Here is a 13,723-nt window from a genome sequence, read left to right on the forward strand (position 1 = left end):
TTTTATTTTTAGTATTGTAAATATAATAATTTTAATAAACGCTATTGGGATAAACATCTCAACCAAACTATTTAATTGTTATCATCTCATCTCGTACTAACTTTTCCAACTTAACCTTTTTAATGGCAAGATTAAGTTCATTTCCCATCAGTACAAGAAAAACATTGACATTAATCCAAACCATTACCAAAATAATAGAACCAATGGAACCATAAAGAACGTTATATCTTGCGATATTCGCCACATAAATGGCAAAGAAGTAGGTCAATGTAACAAATAGAACTGTTGTCAAAACTGCTCCGGGGAAAGCTTCTCTAAGTCTTGTGATTTTTAGACAGCCAACCCAATAGAAAAGTGTCAACAAAATAAGATAGAACAACGGAAAAGATATAAATCCAATGATCTTTGTAAGATTCTTTGTAAACCAGCCAATGTCATAGGTCGGCGTGAAAAGTTTGAGGACAACCTCACTGTAATAGATTCCAAAAATCGAAAGGAAAACCAGTGTCAGAAAGGAAATTGTAACCAACATCGCCAAAGCATATTCTTTTACGAAACCTCTTTTAAGTTCCGTATTTCTGTTGAATCCATTGATGAATGTGAAACAACCGTTAGTCGCAAAAACAAAAGATAGTAAAATCGTTAAAGTACTTATCGACTTCATATTAGGAAGAAGGCTTGTTTGTATATAACCCGTGACATCACTTTGCATATGAGACGGAAAAATACGAGGCATCAGAACTTCGAAGATGTAAAACTGAAGTTTATCGTAGTGCGGCATATAAGGCAAAACCGACAACAAGAAAAGAATCATCGGGAAAAGACTTAGAAAAAAACTCCACGAAATACTGGCAGCCTGTCTTCCTAAAGGATTTTTGAAAATGGCATCAGAATATATCGTGAACATCTTCCAGAGAGAAATTCCCAAAACTGGTATGTGGATCCCGTCGAAAAAGTTTTTGATTTTGAGGAAAAAACGCTGTATTTTTTTTGCCATTCATTTATCTTTGCCTCACAAATATAGTAAATGCGTATTAATTTGATCTGTATCGGCAAAACAGATGATAAAGAAATTGTTTCTCTTATCAAATATTATCTCCCCAGAATCCCCAAACACTGGAACTTTGAACTGATAGAGATTCCGGATATCAAAAACGCCAAAAATCTAAGTTCTGACCAACTGAAAAAAGAGGAAGCAAAACTATTTCACAACCAAATCGATTCTTCTGACCTGGTAATTCTTTTGGACGAAAAAGGAAAGCAATTCACAAGCCGAGAATTCTCTGAGAAAATCGATTTCTGGATGGGAAGTTCCGTGAAAAAAATTAATATTTTGATTGGTGGTGCTTATGGTTTTTCTGATGAGATCTACCAACGTGCCAATGAAAAGATATCATTATCAAAAATGACCTTTACGCACCAGATGATCCGGTTATTTTTTGTGGAACAGATCTACAGAGCAGCTACAATTTTGCAAGGAAAGCCTTATCATAATGATTGATATTATTTGACAAATCGTTTTCTAAGTTTCATAAATGGTTTCTCAACGACCAGATGTATGACCTGAGCAAAACCAATACAAGTCATCATACAGATCATAAGCATCAAATTACTGTCAATCTCATAATTTTCAAACAATTGATGGGTCATATGGACCACACCTTTATGTGTTAAATAAACAGCATAAGAAAGCGTGGCGATTCTACTCAGTATTGTAGAATTCCATTTGTATAAAAAACTTGTCGGAGCAATTGCCCCCAAAACAAACAATCCATAGCCCAAAGCAATCAAAGGAAATCCAAAAACCGAAGCTTCAAAACTCATTTGATTTTCACATAAAAATAGGCAGAAACAAGAATCATTAATCCAAAGCATAAAATCAAATTACCAAAAAGCGAGGTTCTATTCCAGACCTTAGGATAAAAATGATAAAGTCCTGCGATCAAAACACCGGCTAATAATCCATCCAAACGGTTGTAAGTCGGATAATAAACATATTTGTACCAATACATCCAATTGCTTTCATCCGCCATATTTGGCATATACAAATCGTTATAACTGTAAATTCTGATTGCAATCCCGAAAATGAAAAATAAAACCAAAACCCAATAAGCCCGCGTCATCCATTTTCCGGAAACGATAAGCATCAGGATCAATGGAAGGAATAAATAAAAATGCTCTTCCACACAAAGTGACCAGCAATGGGAAAATGTCCCTTCATCTTTTAAATTCAAACCAAGATTCTGAGTAAAGGTCAGAAATTTCCAAAACGGCGGCAGGCTTTCTCTTTCACGAAAAAACGGCAAGCAAAAATATAATCCTACTGTAAAAAAGTAAGCCGGCGGAATCCTGAAAACTCTTTTAAGGAAGAAGTTTTTCAATGATAATTGACCATCATTTTTTACTTCTTGAAATAATTGAGATGAAATCAGGAATCCACTCAACACAAAAAATAAATCGACACCCGTCCAGCCAAATCTTGCAACATCAGGAAGCCATTCCGGTTCGCCTCCACTCAAAATAAAATAGTGAAATAGGAAAACAAAAATAATTGCGAAAGCCCGCAAATTATCTAATCCGTAAAATTTTTGAGTCAGTTTTGAGTTCAAACGGAAAATCGATTTTTTAGAAATTAAACCGATTGCTTGTTCAGTACTTTCTTCGTAAGATTCGCCAAAACGCCACCTAAAAGAAAACCAACTGCTGCGCCAAAAGCAATATCACCCGGATAATGAACGCCAATATAGATCCTACTGTAAGACACTATAAATGCCCAGACAACTAAGATGTACGGCAGGTATCTGTAGTTTTTCCCAATCAATATCGTAAGAAAACTAACCAGAAAAAAAGAGCTGGAAGCGTGCGCAGAATAGAAACCATACTTTCCGCCACAGATCACCAATCGCATTTTTCCCATTAGTAATGGCTCATGGCAAGGCCTCAATCTTTCTACACCATGTTTGAAAACACTTGCCAATTGGTCGGAAATCGTGATTCCGATGGCGATGAAAATGAGGACAAAAATTAGTTTTTTAGTAGGAACAGCTTTATAAACAAGATAAAGTAAAATCACATAAAACGGTATCCAAAACCATTTTCCCGTAACCAAAAGCCAAAACGGGTCGAACGTGGAACTTCCCAAACCATTGAGAAATAATAGAAGTTGTTGATCCAGAGAAATTACTTCATTCATAGATTATCGGCTTACGGGACCTTCGTGAGAATCGTCCTCGGAAAGGTCTATTTTAGGTGTTTCTTGTTTTAGAAAAGAATCATTTTTCTTCTCTGCCAAAGGATTGAATTCCTGTGCAGATTGCTTCACTTTTTCAATCTCTTTTTTGATCTCGGAAACAGGGTTATCCGCCTCCTTCATGATTTCGGTTTTGATATCATCTACGGCGCCGCGCATCTTACGAACACCTTCTCCAAGACCTCTTGCAATCTCGGGTAATTTATCGGGGCCGAACAAAACAACGATCGCCAGAGCAATCATCAGCATTTCTCCAATACTCAATTCCATTTGACAAAATTAAGAAAGATTATAAAGCTAGCAGACATTTAGTTATCATAATTTTATCATAAAAAGAAACATTATTAATTTTCTTTCTTCCCTTTAAAATTAATATAAACAAAATAGATACTCGCCATAAACAGCAAGAATGCCAAGAAAAATGGCGCTCCTGGAAACTGGAATGGCGCTTCTTTGTGTGTGAAATAGTAAAACAAATTCGTCATCAATGGTGGCCCGATGATAGAAGTGGCACTCATCAAACTCGTTAATGCCCCTTGTAATTCTCCTTGTTCATTGGAAGGAATATTTTTAGTGATGATCGATTGTAAAGCGGGTCCGCAGATTCCCCCTAAGCAATAAGGGATTGTAAATACCAGCATCATCCAGCCTTCCGTTGCGAAAGCATACAGCAACATCCCGAATGAGTACAACAGCAATCCATAGAAAATACTTTTTTTATCACCTATTTTCGGGTTGACCCATCTGATCAGTAATCCCTGAACCAGTCCAACCATCAAGCCTACAACACCAAGAGAAATACCAACCATTCTCTCATCCCAATTGAATCTGTACATCGTATAGAAACTCCAGTTACTTTGTACGGCGTGCCCGCCGATATAGATCAAGATCAGGGAAATAACCAATCCCGAAATCTCAGGATGTTTCCTCAGTAATTTTAAAGAGCCAATTGGGTTGGCACGTTTCCAGTCAAATTCCCTACGGTTGTCTTTATCCAGACTTTCGGGCAAGATGAAATATCCGTAAATGAAATTGATCATACACAAAACCGCCGCTGCATAAAACGGAACCCTGGAACCATAATGCCCCAGAACACCTCCCAAAACAGGCCCAATAATGAAACCTAGTCCAAAAGCAGCTCCTATCAATCCAAAATTCTTTGCCCGGTCCTTATCTGTCGAGATATCTGCGATGTACGCACTTGCAGTTGTAACACTGGCTCCGGTAATTCCTGCGATGATCCTACCTATAAACAGCCACCAGATATTGGGTGATAAAGCCAGGAAAATATAATCTACAGAGAATCCAAAAAGTGATAATAGAATAATTGGTCTTCGCCCATATTTGTCACTGAGGTTTCCAACCATTGGGGAAAAAACAAATTGGATAAAAGCATAAGCAAAACTAAGCCAGCCACCATATTTTGCAGCCTCGCTGATGTCTGCGTGGATCAGTTCTTCTATCAGTTTGGGGACTACAGGAATAATGATTCCCCAGCCTGTGATATCTATCAATAATGTGATAAATATAAAACCGATAGCAGCAGATTTTTGATTTGTTTTCATAACGGTTGCGAAGATAAGAATTTTTTGATCTTACAATTAAATTCCAAAATATTACATAGTTTTATTTTCCTAAATTGATCATATTCAATTGGTAGATTCTGGAAGAAAATAATTAATATTACACAAAACTAGTAAGCAATTTAAACCTCGCCTGTGCGAGCATCCTGCTTGTCCCAAATAAAATAACAAACTAAACACCATCCAATGAAAATCAAAATCACCTTAACCCTATCCATACTTTTCGCAATCACATCTTGCGACCAAATCACAGACAACTATTGGCAACAAAAAGAAGAAGAGAATCATACCTCTCCATTTATGGGAAAATGGGTCGGAACATATAATGGCAACGAAGTGGGAACCCTCACTCTGGACATTTCTAAAAATGGTAATATCACAGGGTCATTGGGTCGCACAGAAGTAGACCTGGCCAGCTATGTCTATGACGATGGCACATTGCAGCCCGTGATCTCCACACACTTAGCTTTACACTTTACGGTAACCTGAAAGATAAGAAGGGAACATGGAAAGACAAAGATAAACAAGGCACCTGGACGCTTACAAAACAATAGTCTTGGTTTAATAAAATATTACCTACATTCTTAAAACTACAACCCAGCAACACAAGCTACAACCATAAACAAAAAAGCTCCCAATTTATTGAGAGCTTTTTATTATATATTTTAAGAAAATTATTTCACTATTTCAGCATTGCTGATCGAAGATTTTCCTGTTACCTTATCTTCCTTTTTCTTTCCTTTCAGGAAGTCATAAGCCGTAGCCGATGCAATGAAAATAGATGAATAAGTACCGAATCCAATACCAATCAATAGACAGAACATAAATCCTCTCAAGTTATCCCCACCGAAGATGAAGATCGCAAGGATCACCAAGATCGTAGTGAAAGACGTGTTGAACGTTCTACCAATTGTACTGGAAATCGAATCATCAAATAATCCAGCCAAAGTCAATGCCTTCTTCTCACGCAGGTATTCTCTAATTCTATCAAAGATGATCACCGTGTCATTGATGGAATATCCGATCACCGTCAGGATCGCTGCAATGAAATCCTGATTGATCTCCATATTAAAAGGCATTACTTTGTAGAACAATGAGTAGACCCCAAGGATAACCACAGTATCATGGAATAGACCGGCAACCGCTCCAAGCGAGAATTGCCACTTATCAAATCTTACCAGGATGTAGATGAAGATACCAATCAATGATGCAGCTACCGCCAACATACCATGTGTTTTGATATCATCTGCAACTGTAGGTCCAACTTTGGTTGAAGAAACAATTCCTGCGTGGCCTTTATCTGCAGACTTAAATTCTGCCAAGGTCATACCGGCTGGTAATTCAGATTTAAGTCCTTCATATATTTTTTGTTCTACAGTCTGATCGGCTTGAAGAGACTCGTCATCAATTAAATAATCAGTAGTTATCTTCAACTGAGAAGAGTTACCAAAAGTTTTAGCCTCTACAATGTTATTTTGACCATCTGTAGTTACCATCAATTTACCTATACTACTTTCAATTTTTTCAGCATCTACAGGTTTTTCAAATCTCACCACATAGTTACGCCCACCTGTAAAATCAATACCATATTTGAATCCATTGATTGCGATAGATGCAATTGCGATCACCATCAATATACCTGATACAATGTAAGACCATTTTCTTTTCCCGATGAAATCTAGCCAAGTATTTCTGAAAAGATTTTTAGTTGGCGCCGTCCAAACAGAAAGAGATTTTCCTTTTTCCAGTCTGCTGAAGATCATCACTCTCGATAACAATACCGAAGTGAACAATGTCATTACCAATCCAATCATCAACGTTACTGCAAAACCTTTGATAGGTCCTGTTCCGAAGACATAAAGAATCAAAGCTGTAATGAAAGTAGTCGCGTGACCATCGATGATCGCAGAGATCGCATGTTTGAAACCATCTTTGTAAGCTTCCATAATTCCTTTTCCAAGGAACAATTCTTCTTTCGTTCTTTCATAGATGATAACGTTGGCATCCACTGCCATCGCCATAGATAATACAATACCAGCAATACCAGGAAGCGTAAGAGTAGCATCCACAGAATCCATGATCCCGAAGATGTAGAATAAGTTGATCGTCATTGCAATGACTGCATAAACTCCTGCGCCACCATAATAGAAAATGATGTAAACGATAATAATTGCAAATGCAATAAGGAATGACATAATCCCATCATTGATAGACTCAGCTCCAAGAGATGGACCGACAACATCAGCCTGTACAATTTTGGCGCCCGCAGGCAATTTACCAGCCCCAAGAACATCTACCAGATCTTTAGCTTCTTCTTGAGTAAAGTTTCCAGAGATCTGAGTTCTACCGTTAGGAATCACATCATTTACAGAAGGTGCGGTATAAACTCTGTTATCTAGAGTTACAGCTACCACTTTACCTTTGTTTTTCTCAGTCATCGCTTTCCAATCACGAGCACCTTGAGAATCCATCTGCATATCCACCACGATACGACCTAACTGGTCATAATTGATATTTGCAGATTCTACAGCACCGTCAACTGGCGCTTTCTGTGTGATATTTCCACGGATGGCATATAATACAAGACTGTTGGAAGTATTATTCTCAGGCTTGTAACCCCACATAAACTGGGTATATTTCAAATTAACAGGTCTCGCTTTGATAGCTATATCGCTGTTAAGTAATTTATTCACAACTGCTGTATCAGCCAATTTTACGTTGGCCACTGCATTCCCAGGTGTAGAATTCAATTGGATCAAGTTCATTAAATTCGTTGTCTTGGGAACACCTATAGAATCTCCTTTAGCTTTAACCAGCTGGTCCAGTTGAGAAAAATATGGTACAACCTCTTGCCCTAGCTGTACTTCCCAAAACTGAAGCTTAGCAGAAGTTGCCAACATCTTTTTAACTCTGTCGATATCCTTGATACCAGGCATCTCCACCAAGATCCTTCCAGTTCCGGGAACCCTCTGAACGTTTGGCTGTGTAACACCCATTTTGTCGATACGTGTTCTAAGAACTTCATAAGCCGTTCCTACAGATGCATCTATTTTTTTTCTTACAATATTTTTAACCTGATCGTCAGGCGTATTGAATTTGATCTCAGAAAGATTCGTGTTTCCGAAGATCTCAGGATCCGCAAGTTTCAGATTCGTTCTTTTTTCCTGATTAACAGCTTCGAATTGTGTAAAGAAATCCTCGATGTATTGTTTACTTGAGTTTTTCTGTGCTTTGTCTGTTCTGTTAAGTGCTTCTATTAAAGTAGCATTTGTAGAGTAATTACTAAGATCATTTACCAGATCTCTCTGATTGATCTCCAATAATACGTTGATACCACCTTTAAGATCCAATCCGAGTTTCATTTCTTTCTGTTTTGCTGACGCATAATCCAGTTTTGTGAAACCTAGATTAAGGGTGTCTTTAGAAAGTCTTGCAATCTCAGCCTGGTATTTCACTGGATTTTCTCCTGCAATTGCTTTCGCTTCCTTTTCTATTTTGTTGGCATAGAAAGAAGGCAGAAGCTCATTAAGGCAAATTAATCCAAGAACGATGGCAACTAATGTAACGAGTCCTTTTCCTTGCATTTTCTTACGATATATATAAATTAAGTCGGCAAATATAATGATTTATCATGGAAATAAGAATTTGAAAATGAGAAATCTGCATTATACTTTTTATATTGAATTCAAATCCGATTATTCAGCAAAAAAATGAGATAAAATTTCGGTTTATTAAGAATTAAATAATTTACCATTTGTTCAGGCATTAAATTTGGTAACTTTATTAAAAATCTATAAAATAATAAGTTATGAAAAAATTACTATTCATTTTTTCCTTTGCATTTTCATTGGGAATATCGGCACAGCAAATCATATTGGAAGAATTCGCGACAGCCTCAAATCCTGTAGAAATAATTGCTTCTCCCACAAACGACGACAGACTTTTTGTAGTTCAGCAATCTGGAACCATCAGAATTTTGAATACCAATGGAACTTTTGAAACCAATAATTTTCTGAACATTACGGACAGGGTCAACTTCAGTGGAGAAATGGGATTATTAGGCTTGGCATTTCATCCGCAATTTGCAACCAACCGTTATTTTTATGTTTATTATAACAGAGCAGGTAGAACCATAACTGTTTCCAGATTCACTGCCAATTCTGCCAATCCAAATACTGCAGACCCGGCTACAGAAAAAGTACTGTTATCTATCGAAAAACCTTTTACCAATCATAATGGTGGAAGCATCCACTTCGGAGCGGATGGTTATCTTTGGATCTCAACAGGAGACGGAGGAAGTGGTGGCGATCCCAATAACAACGGGCAAAACAAAAACTCACTTCTAGGAAAACTGTTGAGAATTGATGTCAACTCCGAGAATACTTACAATATTCCTGCTGATAATCCTTTTGTAGGAATTGATGGTGCTGATGAAATTTGGTCTTATGGTTTAAGGAATGGTTGGAAGTATTCCTTTGACAAAACAACCAACAATATTTGGATTGCTGATGTGGGTCAGAATTTGATTGAAGAAATAAACAGAGTTCCCACAACTTCAGCGGGAATCAACTACGGATGGCGATGCTATGAAGGAAATAATGCATACAACACCGCCGGTTGTGCCAATGCTTCAACAATGACCTTTCCTGTTGTAGACTATGACCATTCCGGCGGAAAATGCTCCATTACCGGTGGTTATGTTTACAGAGGCAATCTTTACCCTGACCTGGTAGGAAAATATATTTTTGCAGATTACTGTTCAACTCAAATCGGGATTCTTGACAATACTACCATTACGTGGACATCAGCTTTTTCCGGAAACAATTTTACAACGTTTGGTGAGGACAATCAGAAACAACTTTATGTTGCTGCATCTAATGGAAAAATCTTTAAAGTTAAAACTAATTCTCTAGCCGTTTCGGATATTGATACAAGTCAAATTCAAATTTCTCCAATTCCGGCAAAAGATTTTATATATGTCAAAAATATTAATGATAAAAATATCACAGCAGAGATTTTGGATTTGTCCGGAAAATCTGTTTTGAATACCAATGTTGCTGAGAATGATAAAAGCATTGATGTTTCTACTTTGAGATCTGGAAATTATATTTTGGTACTGAAAAAAGATGATATTAAAATCATAAGTCAGAAGATCATTAAGGAATAAATTTTTTAAGTGGTCTTCGAGAGCCTCAGACTGACATTTATTAATTTTCAAAAAACTTTATACTGACAATTGCAGTAAAACAAAAAGCCTTTCAGAGTTATTTCTGAAAGGCTTTTATTATTAATTGGAATTAAATTTTATTTTGTCCAAGTGATTCTGGTCGTTTTTACATCGTGAGAATTAGTTCCAACCATGATATCGAAATCTCCTGCTTCCCAATCGAATTTCAATTGACTGTTATAAAATTTCAGGTCTTCCGGAGAAATCTTGAAAGTTACTTTTTTGCTTTCTCCGGCCTTCAGATAAACTTTTTGGAAACCTTTCAATTCCTTAACTGGTCTTGTAATGCTTCCAACCAGATCTCTGATATAAAGCTGAGCCACTTCTGCTCCATCATATTTTCCATTATTCGTAAGCGTAACCGTAGCTTCAATCGAAGTATCTCCTGAAGGTTTTGTATTGCTCACAGAAAGATCAGAATAATTGAATTGAGTATAACTTAATCCATATCCAAACGGATAAAGCGGCGTGTTACATTCATCCAAATAATTTGAACGGAACTTCTCAAAAGTACATTTATCAGTAAATTCTGTGCTCAATGGGCGACCAGTATTTTTAGCATTATAGTAGATAGGAACCTGACCTACACTTCTTGGGAATGTCATCGGTAATTTTGCCGAAGGATTCACTTTTCCATAAAGAACGTCAGAAATAGCATATCCAGCCATACTTCCCGGGAACCAGACATTTAGGATTCCGTCTGCCAATTCAGATTCTTCCGTTAAAACCAATGGACGACCTGCAAATAAAACGATTACAATCGGTTTCCCGGTTTTCTTAAGTTCCCTCAACAATTCTTTCTGAGTTTCCGGGATTCCTATATCAGTTCTGGAGCTGGATTCTCCACTCATTTCCGCACTTTCTCCAATTGCTAAAAGAATCACATCAGCTTTACTTGCGATGTCAACCGCTTCTTTTCTGATCTGATCTGCAGGACGATTGTCTCTGTCCGTTGTTTTCCCGAACATTGCCGCTTTTTGCTCCATTGCTTCGGATTCGTAAACATTACTTCCTTTTGCAAAAATAAAATTGACGTCTTTACCAACAGTTTCCTTAAGACCTCTCAGCAATGAGATAGAATTAGCGTGTTTTGCAGCAACGCTCCAAGTCCCGGGCATATTCACTGAGTTATCGGCCAACGGACCAATTACAGCAACTGTTCCTGATTTTTTAAGAGGAAGAACCTGTTTGTCATTTTTCATCAAAACCATAGAGTTTGCAGAAATAGTTCTCGCTGCCTCCAAATGTTTCGGGCTGAAAACTTCTTTCTGAGCTCTCTTGGAATCTGTATATCTGTAAGGATCATCAAAAAGTCCAAGGTCATATTTAGCTTCCAGGATTCTTCTTGCAGCATCTGTCACGGTCTTTTCAGAAACTTTTCCTTCGGAAACTGATTTTTTCAAAGTTTTAAGAAAACCTTCGCCAACCATGTCCATATCAATGCCGGCATTCATAGCCAATGCAGAAACCTGCTGCAGGTCTCCCATCCCGTGATCGACCATTTCATTGATTCCGGTATAATCTGTCACTACAAAACCTTTGAACTTCCACTGATCTCTAAGAACATCTGTCATCAACCATTTGTTTCCAGTTGCAGGAACGCCGTCAACTTCATTGAAAGAAGCCATTACAGAACCAACACCAGCTTCCACAGCAGCTTTGTAAGGTGGAAAATAATTATTGAACATGGATATGTGACTCATATCAACCGTGTTATAATCTCGTCCTCCTTCCGGAGCTCCGTAAAGTGCAAAGTGTTTCAGACAGGCCAACATCGTATTATTTTTTGAAAGGTCGGTTCCTTGGTAACCGAAAACCATTGCCTTTGCTATCTCACTTCCCAAATACGGATCTTCACCTGAACCTTCGGAAACCCTGCCCCATCTCGGATCTCTGGAAATATCTGTCATTGGAGAAAAGGTCCAGTTGATCCCATCTGCCGTAGATTCCTGAGCAGCGATCTGGGCTGACCTCTGAATCAAGTTCATATCCCAAGACGAAGCCAAACCTAATGGAATCGGAAAAGAGGTCTCGTAACCATGGATCACATCCATCCCGAAGATCATTGGGATCTTCAGACGGCTTTTCTCTACAGCTACTTTCTGGACATCGCGGATCTTATCAACACCTTTGATGTTAAACAATCCACCAACCAGGCCTTGTTCTATTTTTTTACCGATATCAGAACTCTGAGCTTGTCCTGTTGTAAAATCACTTGCACCAGGAAGATTAAGTTGTCCTATCTTTTCATCCAAAGTCATTTTTGAAATAAGGTTATCTATGAAAGCCTTTTTCTTGGACTGATATTTTTCGGTTTGATAAGACTGAACTGGTTTGTTCACCAATTCCTGTGCAAGAAAATAAGGCGAAAGTGCCAATGCAGCTAGGATTACAAACTTTTTCATATATAGTATTATTTTTTATTAATTGTTATATGGAATCGCCTATCATCTATACTTGATTTTTTTTCAAAATTCTTAAAGGCGATTTCATTATATATATTATTTAATTTTTTTATTTTACTAATTATTGATTGTATGACCTATAATAGTAATCGGAGAAATTTTAACACAAAGCGCACGAAGATTTTTTTATCTTATTGAAAATATTTTTAGGTTCACAAAGGCGCTATCGCTTATAAAAGCTAATTGTGATTTTCAATTGTTACTAATTATTGATATTCGTTTTTTTGAAAGATAGCATCCATTCATACAATTTAGGGTCAGAATAGGTTGAATCCCAAGAGTTGTGATTGTCATTTGGAAAAATCGTTAGTTCTGCTTTTGGATTTATCGGATGTAATTTCTGATAAAAATTGAAAGCATTCTCAGGCAGAACAACATCGTCCATTCCGCCGTGGAAAATTTTCAGGTTCATATCTTTGTAATTGTGAATGTTTGCCCACATTACCCGATCTGTCGGAGCACAGACTGATGCAACTGCCGCAAACATTTCCGGATGCTCGCCGGCTAATTTCAAAGTTCCCCAACCGCCCATTGATAAACCTGTAAGATAGATTCTCTCTTTATCGATTTTATATTTTTCAGAGATCTCTTTGATGAGAAAATAAACCGCATCTGTATCCCACCAAGTATTTGCTGGACATTGAGGCGCCAAAACAGCCACAGGTTCTTTGATTAAATCTTTATGTTGTAGAACTCCGTTAAGTTTTACTTTTTCTAAATCATTTCCTCTTTCACCAGAACCGTGAAGAAAAATAATCAATGGCAGTTTTGTTTTTGAATCTTTTGGAATATCCAGAAGGTAAGATAGTTTTTTCTGGATCTTAACCTCCCTGCTAAACTCGGATTTGATTTCCTGTGCGTTGGAAAATGTTGAAAATCCTAAAATTAAAAGTGGAAGATATTTTAGTTTTAAGGTCATAATAAGTAGATAAAAGAAAATAGAATAAAGATAAAAGACTTACAATCAATTTGTTTTTTTATTGAAAATAAATACATTAATCCATTTTTATTACTCGTTTTGTTACACATACTTTGTTACCAAAGATACAAAATGTTAACTTGTATGCCTAAGTTTATAATTATTACTGAATCCCATAGCCCCGATTGCAGTGGAAATCCTTTTGCTTTTTTTTCACATATGAAAAAGCAAAAGATTGCAACGGAAAGCGGGATCAAGCTCCTGAAATACTTATTGAAT

The 13,723-nt window shown here is 37.1% G+C and carries 12 protein-coding genes; 3 read left to right on the top strand and 9 right to left on the bottom strand.

The features are described from left to right. Nucleotides 1–67: 67 nt before the first annotated feature. Nucleotides 68–997, bottom strand: a complete 930-nt coding sequence (locus BLT30_RS08995; RefSeq protein WP_089873243.1) for a YihY/virulence factor BrkB family protein — start codon at nt 995–997, stop codon at nt 68–70. A gap of 30 nt (nt 998–1,027) precedes the next feature. Between BLT30_RS08995 and rlmH the strand changes: the two genes are divergently transcribed. After that, a complete protein-coding gene (gene rlmH, locus BLT30_RS09000; protein WP_089873244.1) occupies nt 1,028–1,501 on the top strand; it encodes a 23S rRNA (pseudouridine(1915)-N(3))-methyltransferase RlmH in 474 nt (157 codons plus the stop codon). Nucleotides 1,502–1,503: 2 nt separating this feature from the next. On the opposite strand, the gene BLT30_RS18180 is transcribed toward rlmH, so the two are convergent. The 5 genes from BLT30_RS18180 to BLT30_RS09020 form a co-directional block, all read right to left on the bottom strand. Next, the gene (locus BLT30_RS18180; RefSeq protein ID WP_175487167.1) at nt 1,504–1,824 is read right to left on the bottom strand and encodes an acyltransferase family protein; all 321 of its coding nucleotides are present in this window, start codon (nt 1,822–1,824) and stop codon (nt 1,504–1,506) included. Next, on the bottom strand, nt 1,821–2,609 hold the full coding sequence (locus BLT30_RS09005) for an acyltransferase family protein (RefSeq protein WP_175487168.1): 789 nt from the start codon (nt 2,607–2,609) through the stop codon (nt 1,821–1,823). The genes BLT30_RS18180 and BLT30_RS09005 overlap by 4 nt, the downstream gene beginning before the upstream one ends. A gap of 23 nt (nt 2,610–2,632) precedes the next feature. Then, complete coding sequence (locus BLT30_RS09010) at nt 2,633–3,193, bottom strand: phosphatase PAP2 family protein (RefSeq protein WP_089873245.1); 561 nt, start codon at nt 3,191–3,193, stop codon at nt 2,633–2,635. A gap of 3 nt (nt 3,194–3,196) precedes the next feature. Beyond that, nucleotides 3,197–3,520, bottom strand: a complete 324-nt coding sequence (locus BLT30_RS09015; protein ID WP_027384053.1) for a Sec-independent protein translocase subunit TatA/TatB — start codon at nt 3,518–3,520, stop codon at nt 3,197–3,199. Nucleotides 3,521–3,594: 74 nt separating this feature from the next. Beyond that, on the bottom strand, nt 3,595–4,815 hold the full coding sequence (locus BLT30_RS09020) for a TCR/Tet family MFS transporter (RefSeq protein WP_089873246.1): 1,221 nt from the start codon (nt 4,813–4,815) through the stop codon (nt 3,595–3,597). 204 nt (nt 4,816–5,019) lie between these two features. On the opposite strand from BLT30_RS09020, the gene BLT30_RS09025 reads away from it, so the two are divergent. Further along, nucleotides 5,020–5,322: a hypothetical protein gene (locus BLT30_RS09025; protein WP_089873247.1), complete on the top strand. Its 303-nt coding sequence runs from the start codon at nt 5,020–5,022 to the stop codon at nt 5,320–5,322. Nucleotides 5,323–5,507: 185 nt separating this feature from the next. On the opposite strand, the gene secD is transcribed toward BLT30_RS09025, so the two are convergent. Continuing rightward, nucleotides 5,508–8,417, bottom strand: a complete 2,910-nt coding sequence (secD, locus tag BLT30_RS09030; protein ID WP_089873248.1) for a protein translocase subunit SecD — start codon at nt 8,415–8,417, stop codon at nt 5,508–5,510. Between the two features lie 224 nt (nt 8,418–8,641). Between secD and BLT30_RS09035 the strand changes: the two genes are divergently transcribed. After that, entirely contained in the window at nt 8,642–10,000 is a 1,359-nt protein-coding gene (locus BLT30_RS09035) for a PQQ-dependent sugar dehydrogenase (protein ID WP_089873249.1), read from the top strand. Nucleotides 10,001–10,137: 137 nt separating this feature from the next. Here BLT30_RS09035 and bglX read toward each other — a convergent pair whose 3' ends face one another. Together bglX and BLT30_RS09045 are read right to left on the bottom strand one after the other, a co-directional pair. Continuing rightward, nucleotides 10,138–12,465, bottom strand: a complete 2,328-nt coding sequence (bglX, locus tag BLT30_RS09040; RefSeq protein ID WP_089873250.1) for a beta-glucosidase BglX — start codon at nt 12,463–12,465, stop codon at nt 10,138–10,140. 262 nt (nt 12,466–12,727) lie between these two features. After that, a complete protein-coding gene (locus tag BLT30_RS09045; RefSeq protein WP_089873251.1) occupies nt 12,728–13,444 on the bottom strand; it encodes a carboxylesterase family protein in 717 nt (238 codons plus the stop codon). Between the last annotated feature and the right edge of the window lie 279 nt (nt 13,445–13,723).

Origin of the sequence: Epilithonimonas hungarica (assembly GCF_900102265.1) — a bacterium.
In the GTDB taxonomy this organism is placed as follows: domain Bacteria; phylum Bacteroidota; class Bacteroidia; order Flavobacteriales; family Weeksellaceae; genus Epilithonimonas; species Epilithonimonas hungarica.

What these genes read in the sequence shown, in the direction of transcription:
- BLT30_RS09045 (WP_089873251.1), bottom strand. Translation starts at nt 13,444, where the DNA reads ATGACCTTAAAACTAAAATATCTTCCACTTTTAATTTTAGGATTTTCA.
- BLT30_RS09010 (WP_089873245.1), bottom strand. Translation starts at nt 3,193, where the DNA reads ATGAATGAAGTAATTTCTCTGGATCAACAACTTCTATTATTTCTCAAT.
- BLT30_RS09015 (WP_027384053.1), bottom strand. Translation starts at nt 3,520, where the DNA reads ATGGAATTGAGTATTGGAGAAATGCTGATGATTGCTCTGGCGATCGTT.
- secD (WP_089873248.1), bottom strand. Translation starts at nt 8,417, where the DNA reads ATGCAAGGAAAAGGACTCGTTACATTAGTTGCCATCGTTCTTGGATTA.
- BLT30_RS09020 (WP_089873246.1), bottom strand. Translation starts at nt 4,815, where the DNA reads ATGAAAACAAATCAAAAATCTGCTGCTATCGGTTTTATATTTATCACA.
- BLT30_RS18180 (WP_175487167.1), bottom strand. Translation starts at nt 1,824, where the DNA reads ATGAGTTTTGAAGCTTCGGTTTTTGGATTTCCTTTGATTGCTTTGGGC.
- BLT30_RS08995 (WP_089873243.1), bottom strand. Translation starts at nt 997, where the DNA reads ATGGCAAAAAAAATACAGCGTTTTTTCCTCAAAATCAAAAACTTTTTC.
- rlmH (WP_089873244.1), top strand. Translation starts at nt 1,028, where the DNA reads ATGCGTATTAATTTGATCTGTATCGGCAAAACAGATGATAAAGAAATT.
- BLT30_RS09035 (WP_089873249.1), top strand. Translation starts at nt 8,642, where the DNA reads ATGAAAAAATTACTATTCATTTTTTCCTTTGCATTTTCATTGGGAATA.
- BLT30_RS09025 (WP_089873247.1), top strand. Translation starts at nt 5,020, where the DNA reads ATGAAAATCAAAATCACCTTAACCCTATCCATACTTTTCGCAATCACA.
- bglX (WP_089873250.1), bottom strand. Translation starts at nt 12,465, where the DNA reads ATGAAAAAGTTTGTAATCCTAGCTGCATTGGCACTTTCGCCTTATTTT.